This is a genomic window from Lacinutrix jangbogonensis (assembly GCF_000797445.1).
GTDB lineage: Bacteria > Bacteroidota > Bacteroidia > Flavobacteriales > Flavobacteriaceae > Lacinutrix > Lacinutrix jangbogonensis.
In genome coordinates this window covers 63,473-89,672 of record NZ_JSWF01000024.1, presented here as the reverse complement: position 1 = coordinate 89,672, position 26,200 = coordinate 63,473, and the positions used below count along the sequence as shown (strand labels likewise).

Here is a 26,200-nt window from a genome sequence, read left to right as displayed (position 1 = left end):
GCTAAATATTTAAAACCTTTCAAGAATTCAAATCTTGAAAGGTTTTTTGTTACAATCTATTTTCTTACATTTAGTAACTAAACTAACCATTTATGCTTAAAAAAGTTTTTGCAAGTGCTGTATTTGGAGTCGAGGCTTCTACAATAATTGTAGAGGTAAATGTAGATTCTGGAATAGGTTACCATCTTGTTGGGCTTCCAGATAACGCAATAAAAGAAAGTAATTATCGTATTGCAGCGGCTTTACAAAATAATGGCTATAAGATTCCTGGAAAAAAAATAATTATTAATATGTCTCCTGCAGATTTGCGGAAAGAAGGAAGTGCATACGATTTAACACTGGCAATAGGTATTCTTGTTGCTACCAAGCAAATTAAAGCCGAAGATTTAGAAGATTATGTAATTATGGGGGAATTATCTCTCGATGGTAGTTTACAACCCATAAAAGGCGCTTTGCCAATTGCCATTAAAGCAAAAGAGGAAGGTTTTAAAGGTTTTATTTTACCAATGCAAAATGCAAAAGAAGCAGCTATTGTTAGCGATTTAAAAGTATATGGAATCGATAATATTAAACAGATTATTAATTTTTTCGATAAAAATGAAGCCTTAGAGGAAACTATAATTAATACGCGAGAAGAATTTTATAAAAATTTAGATTATCCCGATTTTGATTTTGCCGATGTTAAAGGTCAAGAAGGCATAAAACGCTGTATGGAAATTGCAGCTGCTGGTGGGCATAATATTATTTTGGTTGGACCTCCAGGAGCTGGTAAAACCATGTTAGCAAAGCGTTTACCAAGTATTTTGCCTCCTATGTCGCTTAAAGAAGCTTTGGAGACCACAAAAATACATTCTGTTGTTGGTCGTGTAAAAGCAAACTCAGGTTTAATGTCTCAGCGTCCTTTTAGGAGTCCACATCACACGATTTCAAACGTTGCTCTTGTTGGAGGTGGCAGTTACCCGCAACCTGGAGAAATCTCTTTATGCCATAATGGTGTGTTGTTTTTAGATGAATTACCCGAATTTAAGCGCGAAGTTCTTGAAGTTATGCGACAACCCTTAGAAGACAGAGAAGTTACTATTTCTAGAGCTAAATTTACAGTGACTTATCCATCATCTTTTATGTTGGTTGCAAGCATGAATCCAAGTCCGAGTGGTTATTTTAACGATCCAGATTCACCTATAACCTCAAGTCCAGCAGAAATGCAACGCTATTTAAGTAAAATTTCTGGACCATTATTAGACAGAATAGATATTCATATAGAAGTTACTCCTGTGCCTTTCGATAAATTGTCAGATGAAAGAAAAGGCGAATCCTCTATAGATATTAGAAAGCGGGTTACTAAAGCGCGGGAAAGACAAACCGAACGTTTTTTAGATTCTGAAACTGTGCATTATAATGCACAAATGAATGTGAGGCAAATTAGAACACATTGTAAGTTAGATGAGGCTTCAAAAACATTATTAAAAACGGCTATGGAACGTTTAAACTTATCTGCCAGAGCCTACGATCGTATATTAAAAGTATCAAGAACGATTGCAGATTTAGAAGGAGCACAAGATATTATTGGCGATCATTTAAGTGAAGCCATTCAATATAGAAGTTTAGATAGAGAAGGTTGGTTGGGCTAAGCTTATTACAGTTCTAAAGGTGTTTTTTTTATAATACATTAGACAATAATCCCTAATCCGTGATGATGAGGATAATTGTAGACTTTCTTTCCAGTATGTTTCGCAATATCAAAAACAGCTTTTTTTACAGCAGGAAAGCTTTCTGTATCATGAAAAACGCAGCATTTACTGTGCTGCACGGCCCAAAGACCACATTCATACGTTTCTTTGTAATTATGAACAATATCTACATGTGCAAAATCGTAGTGTTCCTTGTCTTTTTTTATCCAATCTTTATAATCTGATTTATATAAATCAATATTCTCAAACTGTTCTAGTGATTTTTTCGTTTTATCGTAATGATCTCCCTTATGGGTTGTATGATCATCACCAATAAAAATATCAATGCCTTTTACTTTTTTGAAATAATTAGAAAATACTACTGCTGAATAACCAAACTCTACACCAAACTCAATACAATTATCTCTTCCAATATCGAAACGGTCTAATATATCTTCAATAACCAACTCTAAACCTTTCCATGCCGTCGGAATTTCAATTATATTTTCAGGTGTGCTTTTTTTAATTGGTTTATAAGTGGTTAGGGGATACCTTAGATTTAGAAATAATTTTTTAAACATAATTCTAATTTTTTATTGGTTTCTATTATATGTGTAACAAGTTAACAAAATTAATTTAAGCTTATAAATGTTTAAGTTGAATTATATGTGATAATATGAATCGTACATGTTATTTATAAATATATTTTGTTTAAATTTACTACTAATTTAATTAAACAAAATATTATGAAAAAAATTTTATTTTTTACGTTTATTTTTGCGTTTTCAGCCTCATTGTCAGCACAACAATTATCTAAAGTGAGTGCTAGTGATTTGAAAAAGGATGGAATGGAAGCAATTTCTAAGGAAAAACCAAATTTGGAGTCGCAAATAAAAAGTGCTTTAATGAAGGATGAGGACTTACAAAAAGATACTATAAACTATTTAAAGTCTAATCCTGATACCGCAAAATCTTTGACTAGTATAGTTCTAAAAAACAAAGAATCTATTAATGGAATTATGAAATCTATTTTAGGTGATAATGTACTATCTAAAGTCGCTGTTGATTATATTTCTGAAAATCCGGAATTATTAAAAAAAGTAATGAAACTAATTGGGAAGTAAATCACCGATTTTTAATTTAAACTTAAAAAACGCCCCTTTAAAAAGGGTCGTTTTTTTTGTGAATTATTATATTAATTATATGATTTCGGTATGAGTAATTCTAATGTAATTATTTAGAAATCAGTTATCCTTCTTTCAATTTTAAGCCTTAATGATTGGCTTGCAGTACTATAAAGCAATACTAAAGAAGGGTGGTTTTTAGTCTGTAATATTTTTGATACTATCTTCAGGTTTGGCCACTCAATGGTAGTTTTTATTTTATTCATTATTTCATCATTGCACACAACGTTTATGTAAATGGAAAGTTGCGGGTTTACATGCGAGGAATTTTCGAAGGAAATTTAGACGTAACAAACGTGCAACGACCTTTATTTAAGAACAAAACCAGCAATTTTTCACATACGGTGTTGTGCACAGTTTTTTATTTTTCCGTCAGTTTTTAATTATTATTGTCGGTTCTTCATAACCGCATTCAAATATTTTGAGCTTTATATTTAGTTTTTTATACATCTTCAATGTTTGATTATGATGAGTGTATTCCGTTTCTCCATATTCCAAATTGATTTTAGTATTTAAATCGTCGGTCAGAATATATTCTTTTTCAAAAATACTGCATTTTGGTCCATAAATTTTTAGACGAATTTTGTCGTTAATAATGTCCTTTGTTTTAATAAAGAAAATGCTAATTCCGTCAAAATCGGATATATCAGTTTCGATTCTTTTTCGCCAGAGTATATTTCAATAATTGAACTTATTATAGTATCGTTAGTAGTTTTCTCAACAGTCAATAGGTCAATTCTAAACTGTTTTTTTTTAGTTGAGTTTTGTCCATTCGTTTGAATTGAAAAAAGAATTACAAACACGCAACGACCTTTGGTTAAGCACTAAACCGTAATTATTTTTATACGGTGTTGTGCAACGTTTTTATATTTCAATCATTAATATAATTCCGATTGAATTTAGGTTTTTCATTTTCTGCTTGTAATTTATCCCAACATTATTATTTGACTCAAATTTGCTAAAATCAGACTGTCCATTATAATTTATTCCCGCACTAAAATTATCAAACATTTCAAATACAAATCCAACTCCAATTTGTGCTCCAAAATTCCAACCATCATAAACGTCTTTTTGAGTATTATTTAGAAAACGATATTCGTCTTTAATTATATTCTGTCCGTAAAAGCCTAAATTAGCAAATACTCTAAAATTTTCAGACAATTTAGAACCCACAGTAAATAATAATGGGACTTTTAATAATGTTCTTTCGTGGTAAAAGTTTCCAACAGAATTAAATCCATTACCTGATAATTCGTTCATTCCAATTCCAGCTGCAATTCCGAACTTTTGATTTATGTTATAGTTCAAAAGAATTTCTCCACTGTTGCTGTTCAGATTATAATTTGGTTCGTTATCGTTTTCCACAATTCCGTATCCAATTCCGCCATATCCAATTAAATTAAATTTGGATTCTTTTTCTTTGTCTTGAGCTTGTATCAAATTAAAGCTCAAAAAGAAGATAAATAGTAAAATGTAATTCGATTTTTTCATTGATTTTCGTTTTTTTTTTAATGTTGCACAACGTCAGTTCGTCTAAAAACCGCCAATAATTTTATAAATTTATTCAAAAATAAGCTATTTGTTTGGTTGTACTTTTAGGGGATGCATTTTCAATAAAATATACAGTTAACTTTTTTAAGTGTTCAAAAGACTTTAAAAGCTTATTTAGGCGTTTTTTTATACCTATTTCTAGCCAAAATAAGATGATATGTTTGATCAATCGATCAATACCAATACTATTCATAATTCTTTTTAGATTGTATGCAATGAAAATAAAGCCAACGTCCGCAGAGGCTCTTTCTTTGGTTTTTTTGGTCATAATGTGGTCAAATCCCCATTGCCTTTTCATAGTACCAAAAGGATGCTCTACTATGGCTTGTCTTTGTGCGTATATTTCTGGATTTTTGCTAATGTTATTTTTGTTTATATCGAGCGCCTCTGCAAACTCGTGTCGTTCAATGATTCTTTGATATTTGGCTTTGGTGCAATCGTTTTTTACTGGACATAATTTACAATTTTTGGTTTTATATTGTTTTACTCGATACACTCTTTTGTTGTACCAATTTCCATTAGTTTTTAATGTTTCACCGGCAGGACAGCAATAAGTGTCTTGTACTTTATTGTAAATAAATTCACTAACATTATAGGCTTTATCAGGAGCATTAGAAGCAGGGTTAGGAACACAAACGTGAGTGGTTACTCCAAGTTTTTGAGATTTATGAATTTGCTCCGCAGTATAATAACCTTTATCAAATACAGCATCAAAGGTGTTGTTACCCACTATTTCAATCGCATTTTCTACCATGGAAGTCATAGCGTGCTTATCGTTATTATTGGTGAGATCGTAATCAATAGGGATTTTATGTTTATGGTCTACAGTAGATTGTACATTATAACAAACTTCGGTAACAACTCCTCTAATAACAAGCTGTCTAGCTTCTGGGTCTGAGCTAGAGAATTGTTTTTCACCTGTTTGTTTTAATTGTTTTTCAATAGCTTGATACTGTTTCTTGTGTTTGTTTTGTTTGGCAATTTTTGTTTCAATCACTTTTTTCTTATCACCATCAGCAGTTTCTAATGCATTACAATATTGAGCAAGCTTCGTTTCTATGTAGGCAATATGTCTATCAATTTTCTTTTGGTTGTAATTGTTTTTCTTGGAGTTTTGTGCTCTAAGTTTGGTTCCATCACCCGCAAGTAAAACACCTCCAATAAGGTCTAGGTTCTTAGCAATATTTACAGTGGCTCTAAACACTTTTTTAATGGATTTTGGATTGTCCCTTCTAAAATTAGAGATGGTATTATGGTCTGGAACAAGTCCTTTTATAAGCCACATCAATTCCACATTTCTAATATATTCCTTTTCTAATGCTCGAGAAGATCTTATTTTATTAAGATAGCCGTAGATGTAAAGTTTTAATAAATCTTTTGGATGAAATGGCGGGCGACCATTTTTATTAAACCGAATATCTTTAAACCCCAAAGCAACAACATCTTGTGAATTTACAAAGGCATCAATAAAGCGTACAGGATTATTTTCTGCTATTAATTGTTCTATTGTTTCGGGAATTAAAACGGCTTGTTTTCTGTTAAAACCTTGAATGTAGCTCATAACTAAAGATACAAATTATCAATGTTTTATACCAATATTTAAGTGCTCAGTTTTTAGACAGTCTGACGTTTAGTATATGAAGCGTAGCATCCTGCAAGGTGCTATGATTTTATATACAATGTTGTATGCCGTTTATTTTACTTTTTCATTCAAATCAACATTTACCACACAGCACATTGAATTTTATCATTCTTTAGATACTACTTTCATCAACGGAGCAATACGATAATTTTGCTTATAAACTTTTTCAGAAGGTTGGTAATGGCGAATTGTAATATTAAAAAACCTTGTTGGATTATCGATTTCTATGTTGTTTGGCGCATCTGTTCTACAACCAAAACTTAATGTATATGTTCCATCTTCATTTCTTTTAGCCGTATTGGAACTAAAGTTTGCTAAATCGTTAAATATGAAACCATTTTTATCATATACAGTAACCGACCAAAAGGCTTTATTCCCTGGGTCTTCAAAAGTCAATTGATAACTATCACCTGTAGAGAAATCCCCTGCTGATTCATATATATTATCAACCATTTGTGCTCCACCCCAGCCAATTGCAGCACCAAGTTGGTGCTTTTCGTCAGTATAAGTATTACCCGATTCATCTTGTGGGTCAGTAAACATACCTTGCATTCCAGAAACACCGTCTCTTTTTACAATGACAGGAAGTTTAGACTTCAGTTCATTTTCTACTTTGTCAAACGATTCTTTGTTTACCGGAACAGCGGAAAATATTTCAGTTGAATTGGCCTCAATAAGCATTTTATCTTGTATTTCATTTGCTTCTGACTCTGTAAAAGTACCATCAAGACGAACAATAAGATACAAATGCGAACCTATATGTGTGTTTAATTCAATTTTACCAGGACCATATTTCATTGCTTGAATCCGGTGATCTTCGGTTACAGGTTGAATCGACATATATTTACCTTCAGGAATTTCCGGCATTGTAATCGAAGCTCCTTTAGAGACATCCAAAACAGCCATAGAATAATAAGTATCACGATTCATTCGTACAACTGGCTGATTGTCTGTTTGTGTCAATTGGCGCAGGTGTAAAAAAGTGTTGACTCCAACTAAATCTTGACTCTTAAGAATTTGACGCGAGGTTTCGGCTGTCGGATACGTTTCGGCCGTCACCATTCTTCCATTATCAGAAAAAAAAGCATCTAGCGAGATAGCCTTCTCTGATGTTGATTTATCAGCCTTTGCTTTTTCTTCTTTCTTTGTTGACTGGCAGCTAGCTACTGCAATTAATAGTATCACTGCTAAGATTGTTTTTTTCATAAGTTAATTTTTGATTACTCGTTTTGTTGAATATTTTTTGTTGTAAGTATTTTTAATGGCATACAACGTTCTTGTATATGAAAAGTAGCGGTTTTTACTCACTAACTTTTCGGATTATAACTGATTTTAATTTTATTATTTATCTTGCGTTTAAGCACATAAACCGCTATTTTTTATATACGGTGTTGGCAGTAGTGTGTTTTTATTCTAACCAGTCACTGCAATTCCAGCCTAAAATTTCCTCTACTTTATGGATGTCATATTTAAATCTACTTTGCAAATATTCGTTATCTTCTTTAGATATATGAGAATGTTTTTCACGTTTATGAACAGTTTTTCGTTCAAAGGTAAATTCATTTGGATTGACTCCTAAAAAATTGAATATATCAAAAAGTATTTTTTCTTGATTTGTATTGAATTCCTCATATTTAATAAACATCAATTGGTTATCTGGAAAATACCTTTTATACCGCTTAATCTGTTCTGAATATAATCCTCTGTCAATATAAGAATACACTCTATGTTGAAGAGGTAATGATTCTTTTATTCTATTTGATTCATTCCTTATTGCATTACTAAAAGTTTCCTTGTCAGAATTTTTGTCAAATTCCATATTCCAATGGGAAAAAGCCCTAGTTATTGGGTTTCTAAGTATAAAAATCAATTTTATATTTGGATTGTATTCCCATATTCTGTCACAACTTGGTTTCCAATAAATGTATATTGGTGTAGCTTCTCCATATATCTTTTTTTTAGATTTAAAATCAAATCTATTTTCATAGTTAGAATATCTAATTTTTGCATTTGAAAATACACCCTCATTATCAAAAAAATGTAGTTCTTTACTTTCTGCCATTCCTATTTGGGGATGTTTTCGTAAATAATAATCTAAAGCAGTTGTACCTCCTTTTTGGGTGCCTCCTACAATAAAATCTATTTTTCGTCTTCTTTTGAATAATTGCATTGTGATTTTCTTTTTACATTACTGCCAACAAAGATATATAGTTAGTATTAACTATATATCCATTATATGTGCACTAAGGTAATAAATGTATTTTATACATTAAAAATGTTTAAGAAGGAGTATAGATGTAATTTTGGTCTTATGTTTTCATAACGATAACGCTTGTATTTAGACGGCGCTGTTCTTTTTAAGAATCAATAAAGCGGTCTTAGTTGGCAAACATTAGTTGTTAATACAGCGGTTTCTCTTTATTGTGTTGTCAGTTATTCACAGCCAAAAATATCCTCTTCATGCCTATATGGTGTCTGTTTTTAGATTGGTTTTAAGGCTTTCTTTAGGATTGAGGTTTGTCGCATTGTTAGGGTTTACAATTTGTTTTTTTCAAACTACTATCTGGGTCAAGTATGGTAATTTTTTTTATCCCCAAGGTTTGGTTTCTAATGTTCCATTTGGATGAATAGTTGTTTTATTATCTAATAATTATTTGTAAAAGCTATCAATATTATTGGTTCTAATATAAGCTTGGCTATAATTTTCTTTAGGTGCAAGTTCTTTAAATTTAAAGAAGTGAATTTGTATTTTGTCTTTTTCCATCATTAAAGAACCATCAAAGTCAGCATTCCCATATTCTTGAAACCCTAATTTATTTGTTTTAAATGCTCTCGTAACATTTTTGATACGCATTGGTAATTTCGGATTAATATCAGTTAGCATAATGCTACTATTTGTTCTATTAAATTTAAATTCAATTTGAAATTTTTAGTCTGCCACGTTTTTATGTAGGGCTAAAATAGTTTGTTTTCAATGCTTTAGCTATTTACATTTGTCCTATTAAGGATATGGTTTTATAGAGCGTCATAGGTTTTAATGTAAAGGTTCTTCTTAATTATTTTTAGAGTATTCTAATATATCTCCGGGTTGGCAATCTAATGCTTCACAAACAGCTTCAAGTGTACTAAACCTAATCGCTTTAACTTTACTTGTCTTTAGTTTTGATAAATTGGCTAATGATATATTTACAGTTTCCGATAATTCGTTAAGCGACATTTTACGTTTTGCCATCATAACATCCATGTTTACAATAATTGCCATAGTCTATACAGTTTCTTCTAATTCTTCTTGATATTCAACTCCTTTTGAAAATATAGTGGCAATAATATAGATTACTGCTGCCATTAAAATAAATGCTTGGCTGTCTGCCCAAAATGGATTTAACATATCAATATTATATCCATGAGGTTGTAATTTTTTAGCGGTATGCTGTGCTAAATAGCTTATTAGTCCAATTATAAATGTGTAGTAACTAATTTTCGAAATTTGTCTTGAAACAAATCTATTGAACGGTTTTGATAGATTAATTTTACTGACTAATTTGATGACTTCATAAAAAAGTAATGCTTTCATAACAGAGATAATTAATATAAAAGTGTACATGCTGAAGAAAGTCCATTTACTACGTTGATACATTTCGCTTAAGTCTAACTTTTGATATAGGTTTTGTACAAATTCAGGATTGTACAGACTGAAAATAAAGTTTACAATCAAGCCTCCGGCTTCAATGCATAAACCAACGAAGATGATCCAGGCAACAACCTTTAGACCTGTAAACACGTAATTGTTTGTTTTTGACATAATAATAGTATTATTAAATATATTACAAATATAGATAAATATTTATTGATAAACGATAAATATATTATTTTTATTGATAAATATATTTTTAAATAAAAAACAAGTGTTGTATTAAATATTAGAAATATCTTTAAATTTATGGAGCGTTTTCAAGACATACGATAGTATATAATTTTTGGTAATTCTAAATTGCTTTAGTTTTTTTTAGACCTAACCATTTTGAATGTTGTAGTCTTATTTCAAGGCATTGAAAATATTTAAACCGGCTATTTACGTTGATTACGCGGCAAATTTAGCAAATGAAAATCGATTAAAAACACGTGAATATTTTTGTAAATAGTCTTGAACTCGTAAATAATTTTATTTAGTATTTACAGTAGTATTTTCTTTTTCCCATTTCTTGATAATTACAAACCATATAACGACTGATACTCCTAAAATCGTTAGTTTTTCTGTTCCGTCAATTCCATTTTTAATTAGCGCATTGAACATCATAATTTGTATAATGAGATGAAAACAAGCACTAGCCAATATCGATTTTGTGGCTTCTGCTACTTGACCGATTCCCCAACTGCCAAAAACCATCATTGCAAAAAAGAAAAGATTATCTCCAAGAGTCGCTTTTGTTAAGAAAGTTAAATGCCATAAGTACCATATAAATCCGATTATTAAATATTTTTGCCATGATTTTAATGTTTTCAATTCCTCTTGTAAATATCCTCTCCAGCCATATTCTTCCATTATGCAGTAGAGTAAAGTTGCTATTATTGCTATAAAACCATAAAGATGCGATTCTATTTTAAAATCATTTTTCACTCCAATTAGTGTTAAAATTATAATTGGAATGATTACCATTATAAGACTTTTTGATTTTGATGTTCCCAAAAGTGTTGTTTCTGTTTTTCTCTTTTTTTTCAATAGTGAGATCGCTATTAAAGCAGCTATAATGACACCGCTGCCTTCAAGAAGTACAGAAGTTATAATGAAAATCCAAGCGGGTAATCTCTCTAATTCAGATTTGAGTTCAAAAATATCAAACCTAAAAATGTTTGATATTGTTATTGCTATTAAGAGGAATATTAATACTCTTTTCCAATTGATCTGTTCATTCATTTTTTTAACCATTATTAGATTAGAATGTAAAACTCGACTACTATTTTTTTTATAAATAGTTTTACTTACCGAATTGTAGTATAGTGGTTCTGAATTGTCATGATATTACTGTTAAGGTATGGTATAATATTAGTGACCTATTTTCAACACCCAAGCTGGCCAATATAGCTCGAATAGAAAATATGTGAACATTTTTGTGAATAAGCTTATATTAGTATCTGATTTATAGGGTGTTGTGTATTGTTATCTTATTTTTTCTTCTCAATGCAATCAAACCCAAAATAGGCCCTATCGCCAAAATGGAATAAATGCCATTTGAATTTGTCAATGCTATCATTCCAGTAATAAATTGAATGCTAATTATGGTTATTGAAAACCCAATGCAATTAACAATTGTAAGTGCAGTGCCTTTTATTTCTGCTGAGGCATTTTGAGCGACTAACGTTGATAAAAGCGGTGAGTCTGCAATAACAACCATTCCCCAAAAAATAAGAAAACCAATAAATAAGCTTTCAAATGGACTCGTAAATATAAAAGGTGAGATGAGGCAACAGCCACAAGATAAGAGTAGTGCAGTAAAGGCTGTTTTTTTTGTTCCCACCGTTTGCGCAATATAAGCTCCAAGTACGCAGGCCAAACCGCCTATTCCAATTATTAGGAATGATAAAATTGGGATATTGAATAGTACTTGAGGATGTGCAATACTATATTTTTTTAGCATGATGGGCACAAATACCCAAAACGCATATAACTCCCACATGTGGCCAAAATAACCAAAAGCGACAGCGCGAAACTTTCGATTGCGAAATACACTAAAAAATGCTGAAAGGTCTGTGTGTTGACTTGTTTTTCTATAGGGACCATCAGGAACAAGAATGACCATCAATAAGCCACCCAATACAGCAAGAGATGACGTTGCTATTAGTACAGATTTCCATGGATAGGTATTAGTTATCTCATTCAGTAAATGGGGAAATGCAGTACCTAACACTAATGCACCAACTAAAAACCCAAGCGACTTCCCAAGGCCTTTTTTATAGTAATCCGCGGCAATTTTCATTCCAACGGGATAGATACCTGCAAGAAAAAAACCAGTAAAAAAACGAAGAGAAAGTAGACTAACTAAATTGTTAGCTTCCCATATTATCCCTAAATTAAATAGAGCTCCAAGTAATGCACTGATTAAAAACACTTTTGACGGTGAAAAGCGATCGGCAATAGTCATTATAGCGAAAATTAGCGTACCAATAATAAAACCAAATTGTACGGCCGAGGATAAATGTCCTAAAGCACTGGAGTTAAGTCCAAAATTTGTTACAAGATCATTTATCACACCATTCCCAGCAAACCAAAGTGACGTGCAGCAGAACTGCGAGATTACAATTACTGGAAGTATTAATTTAGAGTGTTTCAATTCAAATAGTATTCAATTGTAATCAACATTTAATATAAGGTTAATTACCGATTTTAAGGACTAAAGTAAATAAATAACTGATAACAGTTATTGAAGACTTGAGTAAGTACGTTAGAATATGCAATAAATTATACGCTATTTAGGTTAGCTAATGGCATTTTCTTAAGTTTAATTAATGAAGACTAATTACTTTTGAAATTAACCAGTTTGTTTCTTCTTTTTTCCAAACCATAATGAATTTACTTGCTTTTGATTTAGCATTAGGTTCTTGATTGTTGTAAAATTTGTGATATCCAATTTCTATGGCACCATAATCTTTTATTGGATACACTTCTATGCTTCCTTCAATCAAAGTTCTATTAACTTTCTCGCAAATATTTTGTTCAATTGCAGTTAGGATATCTTGTTTTGAAGTGGATAAACCTCCTTTGTCATGAAAGAATTCCAAATCTTCTGAATATAGTGCTGCTTGTTTTTTTAAATCACAGGTATTGTATGCCTCGAAATATTCTTTATCCTTAGCAACAATAATGTCGTAGACTTCTTTATCGATAGGGGTATACGCGGTTTCTAAAATTTCTTTATATGTGTCTTGTGAATATAGCAATGAACTAGTGAATACGAAGATTAAGATAAATACCGCTTTAATTTTTTTTGGAATCATTTGAGTTTAGATTATCGATTATTGTTTTAGCACAGCTAACAGTCTAGTATATTAAAAGCAATGATTTTTATTTTATGATTATACTATTCGTTTAATCCTTAAAGCACTATTTCTTTATAGAAAGTTAAGTATTGCCTTCTGTTCTATTTTGCTTACTGAATAAAATACACCTTTTTAATTTTATTGTTTTCAATATGATAAATGGCAACTGCTTCAATAATTTTATTTCCAAATTGAACACGCTCTTTATCAATAACAATATTGCCTTGCACAATTCTTTCTTTTAATTCACAATGTAGATTTGGCGTATTCTCAAACATACTAGAATATTGCTTTCTCATTGTTTCTTTACCCTTATAAAGTAGCTTTTCAGGATACGAATACACTTCAACATCCTCAGCATATGGTTCTAAAAAAGCTTCTAAATTTCTAAAGTTATATGCATTTAATTGTCTTTGTGCCAAATCTACTGGTGTGTCTTTCAATAAGTTTTTAGGGTTAAAAACGACACCTTTATTTATAACAAGGTCTATTTTTGTTAGGTTTTCAAGGTTGTTAACTGGGTTGTCATTTACAAGGATAAGATTTGCTTTTTTGCCAACACTTACACTTCCGAATTCATTTTCTTTATCAAGGATTTTAGCACCATTAATGGTAGAAGCCGTCAAGATTTGCCAATTACTCATCCCGCTTTTTTTCATGGCTTGTAGCTCGGCTAGATAAGAAGAAGCATGCAAAGTGCCAATATTTCCAGCATCTGTACCAGTTGCGATTAAAACGCCAGCGTCTGACAGTATTTTAAGATTGGCCCTGCTAATAGAATTAGCTTTGTTTAAACGCGCAATACTTTCATTTGAATTTGAACCTTTTTTGTAATTATTGATTAATAAAGTGTTTGGTAAATGTTTTAAATCCAATAAAGAACCCAATTGATATGGATCTGCTTTTAGCAATTCATAATTGCTCATTTCTGTTTTTTGACCGAATGTATTTACATACCCATCGTGTACTATTAATGTTGGGCAGAGGATGGTGTTGTTGTTTTTTAACAGTTTTACAAAATCATCATTTATAATTTCGTCATCTACGCTATGTACCAAATAATCGGCGCCGTTTTCTATAGCTAATTGTGCAGTAATTCTTTGGGTTGCGTGTACAGCAACTTTTAAATTGTTTATATGTGCTTCGTCAATAATTGCTTTTACAATAGGCAGATTTTTTAAAGCACTTTCTTCTATACTTAAACCGTCGGCTCCAGCGATATACCATATTTTGATAAAATCTGGTTTATATTCTAGTTGTTTTTTTACACCGTTAATACCGTCTTTAATGGTTTTTGTTAAAGTGAAAGGCTCATCATTCCCTAAATTTTTATACACTTCAGGTTCGAAAGTAGTCAATAACGGACCAGTTATAAAAATCGTTGGAGAAAACGCCTTGTCTGTAAAATCTTCACGTTGTTTAAGGAAATGATAATTAGCACCAACATCAATAACGGAAGTAATACCGTTTTGTAAATACCTTCGCAATTTATTCTCCATATTCTCTTTTGCCAACGCTATTTCTTGGGTATAACTCTTGTCTTTCCTTAAATCAATAACATCTGGACGGGTATATAGACCTCCGTTTTGGAAAAAATGTATATGTGCATCCGTTAATCCAGGAACAAGATATTTTTCTGTTCCATCAATAACTGTTGCGTTTTTAGGAACTTTTACTCTTTTAGTAGGCTCAATAGTAGTGATTAAATCATTTGTAATAACCACCGTTTGGTTTGGAATAAGTTTGTGGTTTTCTACATCTGTAATGGTTACGTTCGTAATATAAGTTTGAGAGAAGACTGAGAAAAAAGATAGTAAAGAAAGAAAGGAGAAGAAGGTTTTAGTGGTCATATAATTTTTGTTTTATTAATTCACTATTTATTATCCGCCATACTTGTGTCTAAAATGTTTGTATAGATTAAGTTAGCATTTATAAATTTATGTATATAAATCACAAATAGAACATAAAAAGAGACATAATGTTGTTTTTCTTTTAAAAACTTATTCTTGTCATTGTTATAAAAATTAATACCAGTGTCAAGACTCCTATAGTAGTTGTGAAATTTCCTATTTTTTTAGATTTCGTCCATCCCGACAATGAAATCATAATTGCTAAAGAAAACAGTCCAATCATAAAAGTAGCCATTCCAATTATTCTTGGTATCAAAAAGTCATCTGTAGCAACATTTTTCAAATAGCCGCCCGGTGTTGTTATCATTGATATTTGTATCATAGCAAATACAGAAACAAGAAAACAGCCCGCGGATAGAGTTGCCGATTTTAAAATGCTATTGGTTAGTTTATCGTTTTTGTCAGAAACTAATAAATTTGCTACTACTGTAATAGAAAAACCACTTAGTAATGAGCTTATCAGAATGGTTTGATTAGCTAAGGTATTCCAATATTGTAATGTGATTTCCATTCTTAATTCGAGTTTTTTAAATTATTGACAACATTTTTGTTTAAAATTAGTTGCGTGTTTGAGCACTAAATTTAGTAAATAAAGCATAGATATAAATTCAATGTTTTCTTTTTTTAACAAATAGTTTGTTAATTACTACGTATACAATTAAATATATAAATATTACTCCAGCGATTATTACACACCAAGTTCGAGAATAGTTATTTTTATATTAGTTCAGTATTGTAAACTCTAATATAATAAAAAGGTGAAATGCAAATCCAATAAAAATTGGACGAGCGGTAGTTTTTAGAATGTTCTTCATTCAAAATTAATGCAAAGGTTTTTTGGTGTTGGTAAATAACCATGCAATTAATTTATATGCGGTTTTATGCGCTGGCTATTCTGTGCTCAATTTATTAAAATAGGTATCCATTTTATCCCAAATGGCATAATACTCCAATTCTCTAGCGCGTTCGTCATTTCCCATATCGCAATTAATAACAATATATCTCCCGGTCTTTTTCTTTTTGTCAAAAAACATCCATGTTGCAACGCCAGCGTCACCACCGGAATGTCCAACAAAACCTAATGCACTATGACCAATAAAAATGGCCGGATTATAATCTTCATCATAGGGGTTTCCTGTGCTGCGTTTACCTTCTTCAAAATTGTTTGCACTTAGTTGTTCTGTAAAAAGTTCTTTATAACTTTCTTTTTTCAGCAATGTTCCTTCTCCAGAATACCCTTTAATTAATTCAAAGAGATACTTTGCCATATCGCTACTCGATGAAATCAACATGCCATCAGGATAGGTTATTGCAGTATAAAAAGGTAAAAGAGTATTATCATTTCTATATAATCTTGAATGCTTTTTTATGTCTACATCTTCTAATGACCAACCTGAAGAATTCATTTCTAATGGTTTTAAAATATGTTCTTTTGTAAACGAATCAAATGGTTGACCTGTTGCTTTTTCAATTATTAGCGCACATAAAGTTGCGCCTATATTTGAATAGTTATAACGCTCTCCTGGTTTAAAGTTGATATAATTATCATCTTGATAGTATGCTCTATCTATTTCTAAATACCTCTTAAGATATTCTTCCATCGGTATCTCTTTTTCAGGCGTGTTTAATTGTTGTTCAGGGTAATCTGTACTTATATTGGTTAGGTCTTGATTCTCCTTAAGAATCCATGAACGGTTCATATATTGTTCTGTATCATTGATTCCGGAAGTGTGCGTAGCCAAATGTCTTATTGTTATAATTTCATTAGGGTGATTAGGGTTAATAACCTTAAAAGGTATATAATCTTGAATGGGGTCGTCAAGATTTAGTTTACCCATTTCTTTGGCCTTCATTAAAGAAATACCAATTAATGTTTTAGAAACCGAAGCTATGTGCTGTATTGTATTTTTAGTATACTTTTCTTTTGCTTCACTATTGGAAAATCCAAAGCCTTTTTCGTAAAGCACTCCGTGTTGATTGACCATTGCAACTGCAAATCCGTTTATTTGTCCACTTTTCTGAATAGAATCCAATGCTGCTGTCAGAGAATTTTTCGCAATTTGATTTTTACTTAAAGCGGTGATGTTGTTTTTTTTAGCTTGATTGCAGGAAGAAAAAGCAATTGCGATGATTATAATTAAAGTTGTTTTTTTCATTTGAACTATTAGTTTATTTTAAAGATTAAAAAGTTTGATTTTTGTTGCAGTTTTATTTTTTTTACTTGCTTACAATTGTTTTTTATATGGTGTGATGCGTTTTTAAGCGTATCGTTCTCGATAATTTGATATCTAAACTAAGATTTTTCGTTATCGTTAAATTTCGTAAAGTTTACAGAGGTAATAGAATCAGAAATAGAAGTGATTGATAAAGTTTCTTTTTTGCCTTTCCTATCGTATGAGTAATTATATTTCATAAAAATAGCGTCGACTTCATTAGGTTCGAAGGCTATCATTTTGAGCTTTGTCAATAATATATTCTTTATTTACGAATGTTTTATATTCAGAACCAAATTCAATGTCCTCTGTTTTGTAGCCTATTTTTTGATAAAATAAATCTTTGTTATTTCTGTAGTACGTCCGTCTTATAGTTTTTCCATATTTATTCCAAAATTCCTTGAACTCAAAAAGAACATTTCCATTGTCATCTGTTTTGATTTTCTCAATGGAAAGAGTGTCAATAATGTTTTCGTTATCATCTATTGAAACTTCAAATGTTGTTTTGTTAATATTCGATGTAATAGACAAAATGGTTGCTGATAATCTTGTTAGCCCTTATATTGATTAGTTTTGTTGTCAAATAAAAGATCAGATTCACAAGATTGAAGTGTCATTAAAAAGTATAGAAAAATTTTGGTTTTTCTCATTGGTTGAGTTTGGTCTAATGGCTCACAACATATATATCTTAAGTAGCTTTGTTCGAGAATTGTGTAGTAATGTAATAAATGCAGTTTATACTTTAAAGATGTTTAAGAATGAATATAAGTTAAAGCCACTTAAACACTTTTTTTATAAAGCTCAATTTTCCTTTGTATGGTGCGTATCTTACTGGTAAATCTAACCAGTTTCCTTTTTTTACAACAGCTTTTTTATGCGAAAACGTATCGAAAGATAACTTACCATGGTATGCGCCAATACCGCTATTTCCTGTGCCACCAAAAGGTAATCTGTGGTTTGCAAAATGGATTACAGTATCATTTATACAACCACCACCAAAGGCATATTTTTCTATTATTTTCCCAGCTTTAGCTGAATTTGTACTAAAGACATAGAGCGATAATGGTTTTTCGTATTTATGAATTGTGGTTTCTATTTCAGCTTCATTTTTATAAGAAAGCACAGGGAGAATGGGACCAAAAATTTCATCTTTCATGACTTCGCTATCCATTTGAGGCTCATCTATTAGAGTCGGAGCGATGTAGCGTATTTTAGCATCCGTTTGTCCACCAATAATACACTTTTCGTTGTCTAGCATTTTGGCTAAACGCTTAAAATTCATGTCGTTAACAATTCTACAAAAATCTTTAGATGTACTTGGGTTATTAGAATATGCCTTATCGATTTCAATTTGCATGGCTTTATAAAAGGCTTCTTTTTTACTGTGATGAATTAATATGTAATCTGGAGCTATACAGGTTTGTCCTGCATTTAAAAATTTGCCCCAAACAATACGTTTAGCTGTGAGTTTAATATTCGCAGTCTCATCAATGATGCATGGGTTTTTTCCGCCTAATTCTAAAGTTAATGGTGTGAGGTGTTCTGCCGCAGCTTTGGCTACAATTTTTCCAACATTTACACTTCCTGTAAAGAAGATATAATCCCAACGTTGTGCTAATAATTCTGTAGAAACTGCAACACCACCTTCGGTAACACTAACGTGTTCAGGTTTAAAAACGGTATCAATAATACTTTTTAAAAGCGCCGAAGTATTTGGTGTGAGTTCACTTGGTTTTAAAAGAACAGTGTTTCCAGCTGCAATTGCAGCAACCATTGGTGCTATCGCTAATTGATACGGGTAATTCCAAGGTGCAATAATTAGGGTTTGCCCAAAAGGTTCAGAATATAATCTATCTGTAGAAGGGAAGTTTAATAAAGCAGGAATAACTCTTTTTGGTTTAGCCCATTTACTAAGATTCTTAATCATTAAATCTAAGTCTGAAAGTACCACGGTAGTTTCAGTTAAAACCGATTCAAAAGCAGGTTTTTTAAAGTCTTTTGCTAAGGCTTCAATAATTTCATTTTCGCGCTTAATGAGCTCCGTTTTCAAGTGTTTTAAAACCTGTTTCCTAAAAGCTACGTTTTTAGTTTCACCAGTTTTAAAATACTCTTTTTGAGATTGTAGTAATTCAGGAATCATAGAAGTCGATTAGAATAGTAAAGTTACGAAACTTAATTTGTAATCATGGTTTCATTATAAGCAGTGAAATGGTCACTTTATTTTAAGCAAGCGTCCCAAATAGCATCCTTAGGTAAAGGCGCAGTGATATGTAATTCAATATTAGAAACAGGATGAATAAACTTAATGTTTCTAGCATGTAAACTAATACTTGCATCTTTATTACTACGATCGAAACCATATTTTAAATCCCCTTTTATTGGACTTCCAATGCTAGACAATTGTGCACGTATTTGATGGTGGCGTCCCGTTTCAAGATTTACTTCTAGTAAATAATAATTATCTAAAGTCTTTATTGTTTTATAATGAAGGATCGCCTTTTTGCTATCTGGTATTTCGTTTATATACGCTCTAGATTTATTGTTTTTTGGGTTTTTTTTAAGCCAATGGATTAAAGTGTCAGCTTCTTTATCAGGTTTATTTTTTACTAAAGCCCAATACGTTTTCGAGATGTCTTTAGACACAAATAGTTTATTTAAGCGAGGTAAAGCTTTACTTGTTTTTGAGAATATTACCAAACCAGTAGTTGGTCTATCAAGTCTGTGAACGGTTCCTAAATATACGCTGCCAGGTTTGTTATATTTTTTGGAAATGTATTCTTTAACAACATCGCTTAAGGGCTTATCTCCAGTTTTATCGCCTTGTACAATATCTCCTGCGCGTTTGTTTACCACGATGATGTGATTGTCTTCGTGGATTACAAGTAAATTAGATTTATTAGATAATGTCTTCGACATTTTGGATTGTTAGATTAGTTTCAAGGTTGATTTAAATTTCGAGGTCATTTTAATAATCGAATTTAAATTTTTTAAAAGTGATTCTAATTCTTCCTGATTTTAGAATTTTAAATCAGAAGTAATTAGTAATTGTGTTTCAATTTCATATGCAGAACCTAAAGAGATTTGAAGAAATATTGCAAAATCTTTATTTGATTGCCTAGAAGAACTTTCAGCTATATTTGAATCAATAGACACGGAAGCTCTTCGTAATTGATTTGTCAATCCAAATTTTTTAGCATCAGGAAATCTTGAAGTTATAGCATAAATTTCAGAACAAAATAGTCTGCTTTTTTTCCAAACTTCTAAACCTTTAAATCTATGCATCTTTTTTTGATTAGTTCTCGATTTTTAGATTGCTACAATTCAATGGAGTAAGAAACGAAAAATCCAGCAATCTAATAATCCCTATTAATACTGCTCGTTATCATTAGGGAAATCGCCACTCTTAACATCCTCACCATATTGCGTAAAGGCGTTGGTCATTTCTTCATATAAATTCATGTATCTACGTAAAAAACGCGGATTAAACTCGTGTGTCATTCCTACCATATCATGTGTTACTAACACTTGACCATCAACACCATTTCCAGCACCAATACCAATTACAGGAATAGAAACACTTTCAGCAACTTCTTGTGCTAATTTTGCAGGGATTTTTTCTAAAACAAGACCAAAACAGCCAGCTTTTTCAAGCATTAGCGCATCTTCTTTAAGTTGTATAGCTTCTTGTTCTTCTTTTGCGCGAACAGTATAAGTTCCAAACTTATAAATAGATTGTGGCGTTAAGCCTAAATGTCCCATTACCGGAATTCCTGCATTAAGAATGCGTTTTATAGACTCTTTAACTTCTTTTCCACCTTCCATTTTTACAGCATGTCCACCAGATTCCTTCATAATTCTAATGGCAGAACGCAAAGCTTCTTTAGGATCACTTTGGTAACTTCCAAAAGGTAAATCTACAACAACTAAAGCTCTGTGAATAGCACGAATAACAGAAGACGCATGATAAATCATCTGGTCTAAAGTAATAGGTAAAGTAGTTTCGTGTCCAGCCATGACATTACTGGCAGAATCTCCAACCAAAATAACATCAATTCCAGCGCCATCAACAATTTTTGCCATGGTATAATCGTAAGCAGTAAGCATGGAGATTTTCTCTCCACGTTTTTTCATATCGACAAGCGATTTTACGGTTACTCTTTTATATTCTTTTTTTGCTACAGACATTTAGTTTAAATTAAGATAGATTGTAAAAATACTAAATTTACTATATAAAGCACGATTTTTATTTACAGATGAAAAACAATACATTGCAAGTAAATAATTTAATTATGAAGTACTTTGTTATAATATTTACACTTTTTTTCTTCGGAAATATTAATGCGCAATCTGAAGCCGAAACACAAGTAAAACAGACTATCGAGACTTTTTTTGAAGGTTTCCATAAACAAGACAGTACTATAATGATGTCTCTCATGCATAAAGATTTGCAGTTACAGTCCATAGGGAAAAATAAGGAAGGTGTTCTACAATTATCAACAACTAAGGCTTCAGATTTTATAAAATCAATAGTTTCAATCCCTAAAGATCAAAAATTTGAAGAAAAAATTCTAAGCTATAATATTCAAATAGACGGAAATATGGCTAATGCTTGGACGGCATATGAATTTTGGTTTAACGGACAATTTAGCCATTGTGGCGTGAATTCTTTTCAGCTTATAAAAGAAAATGACACTTGGCAGATTTTCTATTTAGTGGATACTAGGCGTCGAGAAGGATGCGGAAAATAAATCATCTTGATTGTTCGATTAACTCGACTTTTCGATTAGTTAGAATCCAACAATCCAACAATCCAACAATCTAGTTTAACAATCCGCCATGTTAACCCTAACAGCTAATCCACCTTTGGAGGTTTCCTTATACTTGTTATTCATGTCTTTTGCTGTTTCCCACATGGTTTCAACAACTTTATCTAAAGGTACTTTTACGTTTTTAGGATCTGTATCTAATGCTAATTCGGCAGCATTTATAGCTTTAATTGCTCCCATTGCATTGCGTTCTATACAAGGAATTTGAACCAAGCCACCAATAGGATCACATGTTAAACCTAAATGATGTTCCATAGCAATTTCTGCTGCAATCATAACTTGTTCTGATGAGCCACCTAATAATTCGCATAAAGCACCCGCTGCCATTGCTGAACTTACACCAATTTCGGCCTGACAGCCGCCCATTGCAGCAGAGATTGTTGCACCTTTTTTAAAGATACTTCCTATTTCTCCAGCGACTAATAAAAATTGTTTTATGTGTTTAAAATCGGCATCATGGTTTTCAATAACCAAATAATACATTAAAACAGATGGTATTACGCCTGCGCTTCCATTAGTTGGAGCAGTAACAACACGACCCAAAGCAGCATTAACTTCGTTTACAGATAAAGCAAAACAGCTTACCCATTTTAATATTTGTCTAAATTTAACCTCACTTTGTCTTATAGATTGTAACCAATCTTGAGAGGTAACGTAAGGCATTTCAATATTTAGTTTTTTATGCATGTCGAAAGCACGACGTCTTACATTTAAACCTCCAGGTAAAGTACCTTCTGTATGGCAGCCTGTAAACATACAATCGAGCATGGTTTGCCAAATACGTTGTAATTCGAAATCTATAGTTTTGTCATCTCTAAGGGATCTTTCATTTTCTAAAACAATTTCAGAAATCTGCTTGTTTTCACTTTTACAAAACGCTTGTAATTCTGATGCTTTATCTATAGGAAAAGGAAATTCACTTTTAAGTACTGCATTTTCAGCATCAACAGTTCGTTCTTCCTTTATAACAAAACCACCACCAATAGAGTAGAAGGTCGATTGGTGAATTTCGGTATTTAAGCTAAAGGCAGTAAATGTAATGGCATTAGAATGAAAAGGAAGGAATACGCGATTGAAAATAATTTCAGAATGGCGATCAAAGTCTATTATTTTTTCATTTCCTAAAACTAGTTTTTCAGTATTATCGATAGATGCAATAATAATATCAATAGTTTCGGTGGGTATATATTCTGGATCACTTCCGCTTAAACCTAGCATAACTGCCAAATCTGTCGCATGACCTTTGCCTGTTAAAGATAACGAGCCATATAAATCTATTTGGATTCTGGTAACATCGTTAAAAACATGGTCTTCTTTTAATTCTGAAAGCCAACGCTCTGCAGCACGCCACGGTCCTAAAGTGTGAGAACTCGATGGTCCTACACCAATTTTAAGCATGTCAAAAATTGAAATACATTCCATAATTACTATTACGTTTTAGTATCACAAATATAGCTTTTTGTTTATGTATTAGACATAAAAAAACAGCTCTGATATAAATTATCAAAACTGTTTACTGTTTTTATTTTTAAAGGTTGTAAAACTTATCTTTTAGTAAAGGCGGTAATATCATAAAGTGCCATAACAACTTCTATATTTGAATAATCCGTTTTACCAATATTATCTGCTGGGATAACAACGACTCTAAATACTTGATTTTGAGTAAATGAAGCATCTAATAGTGAGAAATCTGTGGTCCCATCGAGAAAGAAACGCACGTCCAGTTGTGTAAAGTCATAATTATATACCAAGTTGCCATCATTAAATTGGACTGTTTGTGGCATAAGCCTCCAAATATCTTGTCCATTTAAGGTTTCCCATAAGACATAGACTAAAGTAACATCTGTAGGAAACACTTCAAAGTTGTAAGCTTCAATGTATTCGTAATTGTTGGAAGCATCAAGATCTAATGTGATTTCAAAGGCAGAAGAGACTATGATGCCGCCATCTTGACCATCAAAGCCATCGAAACCGGGAGGGCCTTGAGGACCTTCACAAGATGTTAATAATAAAGCGAATACTGCAATAAAAGATAATATGCGTGTCATAATATTTAGATTTATTTAATGTATATCAAAACTAATACCAAAGTAGATTATAATAGAAATAATTTTTAAATATAAAAGCTGACATGATGTCATATTTTTTCTAATGGCATAATCATTGTCTTTATGGAGTAGTAAATAATTAACAAAATTCATTTCGCTTTTGCTGAAGTATTTTTATAACAAAAAGCGGGAAACTTAAAACAAATATAAATTATGAGTAAAATTATTGGAATCGATTTAGGAACTACCAACTCTTGCGTTTCTGTAATGGAAGGTAACGAGCCAGTAGTTATCCCTAATGCAGAAGGAAAAAGAACAACACCATCTGTAATTGCCTTTGTAGAAGGTGGGGAAATTAAAGTTGGAGATCCAGCGAAAAGACAAGCAGTAACTAACCCAACAAAAACAGTTTATTCTATTAAACGTTTTATGGGAAACAAGTATTCTGAGTCTAAAAAAGAAGCAGAACGTGTACCTTACAAAGTAGTAAAAGGAGATAATGACACACCACGTGTTGATATTGATGGTCGTTTATATACACCACAAGAATTATCTGCTATGATTCTTCAGAAAATGAAGAAAACTGCTGAAGATTATTTAGGAACTTCAGTTACAGAAGCAGTTATTACTGTACCAGCATATTTTAACGATGCGCAACGTCAAGCAACTAAAGAAGCTGGAGAAATTTCAGGTTTAAAAGTACGTCGTATCATCAACGAGCCAACAGCAGCAGCTTTAGCTTATGGTATGGACAAAAAAGGAATTGACCAAAAAATCGTTGTTTTCGATTTTGGTGGTGGAACGCATGATGTATCAATCCTTGAATTAGGAGATGGTGTATTTGAAGTGTTATCTACAGATGGAGACACACACTTAGGTGGTGACGACGTAGATCAAAAAATAATTAATTGGTTAGCAGACGAGTTTAACGCTGAAGAGTCTATGGATTTACGTAAAGATCCAATGTCTTTACAACGTTTAAAAGAAGCTGCAGAAAAAGCTAAGATTGAATTATCTGCTTCAGAGCAAACAGAAATTAATTTACCATACATTACGGCTACTGCAAGTGGACCAAAACACTTAGTACGTACATTAACACGTTCTAAATTCGAGCAGTTAATTAATGATTTAGTAAAAAGAACAATAGAACCTTGTGCAACAGCTTTAAAAGCAGCAGGATTATCTAAAAGTGATATCGACGAAGTAATTTTAGTTGGTGGATCTACACGTATTCCAGCTGTACAACAAGCAGTAGAAAAGTTTTTCGCAAAAACACCTTCTAAAGGTGTAAACCCTGATGAAGTTGTTTCTTTAGGAGCAGCAATTCAAGGTGGTGTATTATCTGGAGATGTTAAAGATGTATTACTTTTAGATGTAACACCTTTATCGTTAGGTATCGAAACAATGGGTAACGTAATGACGAAACTTATTGAAGCAAATACAACGATTCCAACTAAAAAGTCTCAAGTATTCTCTACAGCAGCAGACAACCAACCTTCAGTGGAAATCCACGTATTACAAGGTGAAAGAGCTATGGCAGCAGATAATAAAACAATTGGACGTTTTCATTTAAGCGATATTCCACCATCACAGAGAGGTGTACCACAAATTGAAGTAACTTTCGATATTGATGCTAACGGAATAATTAAAGTTTCTGCTACAGATAAGGCAACTAACAAGACACAAGATATTAGAATCGAAGCGTCTTCTGGTTTAACTGAAGATGAAATTAAAGCAATGAGAGCTGATGCAGAAGCAAATGCAGAAGCAGATGCAAAAGCATCAGAAAATGCTAAGAAATTAAACGAAGCAGATTCTATGATTTTCCAAACAGAAAATCAACTTAAAGAATTTGGTGATAAATTATCTGATGATAAAAAAGCACCAATTGAAGAAGCTTTAGCTGAATTAAAAGTAGCTTACGAAACTAAAGATGTTGCAGTTATCGCCCCAGCTTTAGATAAACTTAACGAAGTTTGGAAAGTAGCTAGCGAAGAAATGTACAAAGCACAAGCAGATGCTCAAGGTGGAGCAGCTGGACCAGAAGCAGGAGCAGAAGAACCAGCTCAAGCTGAAAGTGACAATGTTGAAGATGTAGATTTCGAAGAAGTGAAATAAGCA

At 31.9% G+C, this 26,200-nt stretch carries 26 protein-coding genes; 4 read left to right on the top strand and 22 right to left on the bottom strand.

What is annotated here, in order from left to right; translation table 11 throughout:
• Positions 1 to 92: 92 nt before the first annotated feature.
• Positions 93 to 1,631 carry a YifB family Mg chelatase-like AAA ATPase gene (locus RH82_RS06490; RefSeq protein ID WP_034059159.1) on the top strand — a complete coding sequence of 513 codons (1,539 nt, stop codon included), beginning with the start codon at positions 93 to 95 and terminating at the stop codon, positions 1,629 to 1,631.
• A gap of 38 nt (positions 1,632 to 1,669) precedes the next feature.
• Here the strand turns inward: RH82_RS06490 and RH82_RS06485 are convergent, their stop codons facing one another.
• Positions 1,670 to 2,251, bottom strand: a complete 582-nt coding sequence (locus RH82_RS06485; RefSeq protein WP_034059158.1) for a class I SAM-dependent methyltransferase — start codon at positions 2,249 to 2,251, stop codon at positions 1,670 to 1,672.
• 165 nt (positions 2,252 to 2,416) lie between these two features.
• Between RH82_RS06485 and RH82_RS06480 the strand changes: the two genes are divergently transcribed.
• Positions 2,417 to 2,794, top strand: a complete 378-nt coding sequence (locus RH82_RS06480; RefSeq protein WP_034059157.1) for a hypothetical protein — start codon at positions 2,417 to 2,419, stop codon at positions 2,792 to 2,794.
• Between the two features lie 924 nt (positions 2,795 to 3,718).
• On the opposite strand, the gene RH82_RS06475 is transcribed toward RH82_RS06480, so the two are convergent.
• From RH82_RS06475 to panB, 19 genes are all read right to left on the bottom strand, one after another.
• On the bottom strand, positions 3,719 to 4,345 hold the full coding sequence (locus RH82_RS06475) for an outer membrane beta-barrel protein (RefSeq protein WP_034059156.1): 627 nt from the start codon (positions 4,343 to 4,345) through the stop codon (positions 3,719 to 3,721).
• A 73-nt stretch (positions 4,346 to 4,418) separates the two neighbouring features.
• A complete protein-coding gene (locus RH82_RS06470; RefSeq protein ID WP_052158242.1) occupies positions 4,419 to 5,966 on the bottom strand; it encodes an IS1182 family transposase in 1,548 nt (515 codons plus the stop codon).
• Between the two features lie 186 nt (positions 5,967 to 6,152).
• Positions 6,153 to 7,253 carry a DUF1254 domain-containing protein gene (locus tag RH82_RS06465; protein WP_034059155.1) on the bottom strand — a complete coding sequence of 367 codons (1,101 nt, stop codon included), beginning with the start codon at positions 7,251 to 7,253 and terminating at the stop codon, positions 6,153 to 6,155.
• Between the two features lie 202 nt (positions 7,254 to 7,455).
• Positions 7,456 to 8,217 (bottom strand): sulfotransferase family protein, encoded by a 762-nt coding sequence (locus tag RH82_RS06460; protein WP_034059154.1) that lies wholly within the window; start codon positions 8,215 to 8,217, stop codon positions 7,456 to 7,458.
• Positions 8,218 to 8,697: 480 nt separating this feature from the next.
• On the bottom strand, positions 8,698 to 8,931 hold the full coding sequence (locus RH82_RS06455) for a VOC family protein (protein ID WP_316930903.1): 234 nt from the start codon (positions 8,929 to 8,931) through the stop codon (positions 8,698 to 8,700).
• A 168-nt stretch (positions 8,932 to 9,099) separates the two neighbouring features.
• On the bottom strand, positions 9,100 to 9,309 hold the full coding sequence (locus RH82_RS06450; RefSeq protein WP_034059153.1) for a helix-turn-helix domain-containing protein: 210 nt from the start codon (positions 9,307 to 9,309) through the stop codon (positions 9,100 to 9,102).
• A gap of 3 nt (positions 9,310 to 9,312) precedes the next feature.
• Entirely contained in the window at positions 9,313 to 9,849 is a 537-nt protein-coding gene (locus RH82_RS06445; RefSeq protein ID WP_034059152.1) for a DUF2975 domain-containing protein, read from the bottom strand.
• A 360-nt stretch (positions 9,850 to 10,209) separates the two neighbouring features.
• Positions 10,210 to 10,962, bottom strand: coding sequence for a CPBP family intramembrane glutamic endopeptidase (locus RH82_RS06440; protein ID WP_034059219.1), 753 nt, complete (start codon positions 10,960 to 10,962; stop codon positions 10,210 to 10,212).
• A 223-nt stretch (positions 10,963 to 11,185) separates the two neighbouring features.
• Entirely contained in the window at positions 11,186 to 12,376 is a 1,191-nt protein-coding gene (locus tag RH82_RS06435; protein ID WP_034059151.1) for an MFS transporter, read from the bottom strand.
• A 172-nt stretch (positions 12,377 to 12,548) separates the two neighbouring features.
• Positions 12,549 to 13,040, bottom strand: coding sequence for a nuclear transport factor 2 family protein (locus RH82_RS06430; RefSeq protein ID WP_034059150.1), 492 nt, complete (start codon positions 13,038 to 13,040; stop codon positions 12,549 to 12,551).
• 152 nt (positions 13,041 to 13,192) lie between these two features.
• Positions 13,193 to 14,932, bottom strand: coding sequence for an amidohydrolase family protein (locus RH82_RS06425; RefSeq protein WP_034059149.1), 1,740 nt, complete (start codon positions 14,930 to 14,932; stop codon positions 13,193 to 13,195).
• 142 nt (positions 14,933 to 15,074) lie between these two features.
• Positions 15,075 to 15,503, bottom strand: coding sequence for a hypothetical protein (locus tag RH82_RS06420; RefSeq protein WP_034059148.1), 429 nt, complete (start codon positions 15,501 to 15,503; stop codon positions 15,075 to 15,077).
• A 379-nt stretch (positions 15,504 to 15,882) separates the two neighbouring features.
• Positions 15,883 to 17,148, bottom strand: a complete 1,266-nt coding sequence (locus RH82_RS06415) for a serine hydrolase domain-containing protein (protein WP_034059147.1) — start codon at positions 17,146 to 17,148, stop codon at positions 15,883 to 15,885.
• A 137-nt stretch (positions 17,149 to 17,285) separates the two neighbouring features.
• Positions 17,286 to 17,444: a hypothetical protein gene (locus RH82_RS18360; protein ID WP_156112431.1), complete on the bottom strand. Its 159-nt coding sequence runs from the start codon at positions 17,442 to 17,444 to the stop codon at positions 17,286 to 17,288.
• On the bottom strand, positions 17,425 to 17,736 hold the full coding sequence (locus RH82_RS06410; protein WP_034059146.1) for a hypothetical protein: 312 nt from the start codon (positions 17,734 to 17,736) through the stop codon (positions 17,425 to 17,427). The genes RH82_RS18360 and RH82_RS06410 overlap by 20 nt, the downstream gene beginning before the upstream one ends.
• A 238-nt stretch (positions 17,737 to 17,974) precedes the next feature.
• On the bottom strand, positions 17,975 to 19,345 hold the full coding sequence (locus RH82_RS06405) for an aldehyde dehydrogenase (RefSeq protein ID WP_034059145.1): 1,371 nt from the start codon (positions 19,343 to 19,345) through the stop codon (positions 17,975 to 17,977).
• A 77-nt stretch (positions 19,346 to 19,422) separates the two neighbouring features.
• A complete protein-coding gene (locus tag RH82_RS06400; protein WP_034059144.1) occupies positions 19,423 to 20,121 on the bottom strand; it encodes an RluA family pseudouridine synthase in 699 nt (232 codons plus the stop codon).
• A gap of 99 nt (positions 20,122 to 20,220) precedes the next feature.
• Positions 20,221 to 20,487, bottom strand: a complete 267-nt coding sequence (locus tag RH82_RS06395) for a four helix bundle protein (RefSeq protein ID WP_316930902.1) — start codon at positions 20,485 to 20,487, stop codon at positions 20,221 to 20,223.
• Between the two features lie 84 nt (positions 20,488 to 20,571).
• The gene (panB, locus tag RH82_RS06390) at positions 20,572 to 21,390 is read right to left on the bottom strand and encodes a 3-methyl-2-oxobutanoate hydroxymethyltransferase (RefSeq protein WP_034059143.1); all 819 of its coding nucleotides are present in this window, start codon (positions 21,388 to 21,390) and stop codon (positions 20,572 to 20,574) included.
• A gap of 104 nt (positions 21,391 to 21,494) precedes the next feature.
• On the opposite strand from panB, the gene RH82_RS06385 reads away from it, so the two are divergent.
• Complete coding sequence (locus RH82_RS06385) at positions 21,495 to 21,953, top strand: nuclear transport factor 2 family protein (RefSeq protein WP_034059218.1); 459 nt, start codon at positions 21,495 to 21,497, stop codon at positions 21,951 to 21,953.
• A 75-nt stretch (positions 21,954 to 22,028) separates the two neighbouring features.
• Here RH82_RS06385 and RH82_RS06380 read toward each other — a convergent pair whose 3' ends face one another.
• Both RH82_RS06380 and RH82_RS06375 read right to left on the bottom strand, forming a co-directional pair.
• The gene (locus RH82_RS06380; RefSeq protein WP_034059142.1) at positions 22,029 to 23,453 is read right to left on the bottom strand and encodes an L-serine ammonia-lyase; all 1,425 of its coding nucleotides are present in this window, start codon (positions 23,451 to 23,453) and stop codon (positions 22,029 to 22,031) included.
• Positions 23,454 to 23,575: 122 nt separating this feature from the next.
• Entirely contained in the window at positions 23,576 to 24,079 is a 504-nt protein-coding gene (locus tag RH82_RS06375; protein WP_034059141.1) for a hypothetical protein, read from the bottom strand.
• Positions 24,080 to 24,292: 213 nt separating this feature from the next.
• Here RH82_RS06375 and dnaK point away from each other — a divergent pair, with 213 nt between their 5' ends.
• Positions 24,293 to 26,197, top strand: a complete 1,905-nt coding sequence (gene dnaK / locus RH82_RS06370; RefSeq protein WP_034059140.1) for a molecular chaperone DnaK — start codon at positions 24,293 to 24,295, stop codon at positions 26,195 to 26,197.
• Positions 26,198 to 26,200 lie beyond the last annotated feature (3 nt).